The 241-nt window shown below is 48.1% G+C and carries 1 pseudogene; it reads right to left on the bottom strand.

Features of this window, described 5'->3' with window-relative positions:
• Positions 1 to 241, bottom strand: a pseudogene (locus ABOA88_RS24140) (DNA-formamidopyrimidine glycosylase); the annotation flags it as partial.

Genomic DNA, 241 nt, shown 5'->3' with positions numbered 1-241 from the left:
CCGATCTAGCAATACCCACTCTTCTTTTGTCACTTTATTCGCCGGTCGCAAAGGGTGAATTCGTGAAGAAAATAGTGCTTCGTTGGCGTAAATATTACCGACCCCCACCACCACTTTGTTGTCCATGATGAATTGCTTCACGGCGACTTTACGTGTTTCTGCCTTCTCGGTAATGTATTCGGCATTGAAGTCGTCTGTTAACGGCTCGGGGCCAGACCCCAGTAACACAGGATGGACTTCA

Source organism: Pseudomonas sp. PKS (genome assembly GCF_051913525.1).
Taxonomy (GTDB): domain Bacteria; phylum Pseudomonadota; class Gammaproteobacteria; order Pseudomonadales; family Pseudomonadaceae; genus Aquipseudomonas; species Aquipseudomonas guariconensis_D.
The sequence above is the reverse complement of the archived record's forward strand: the minus strand, read 5'-3'. Positions and strand labels throughout refer to the sequence as shown.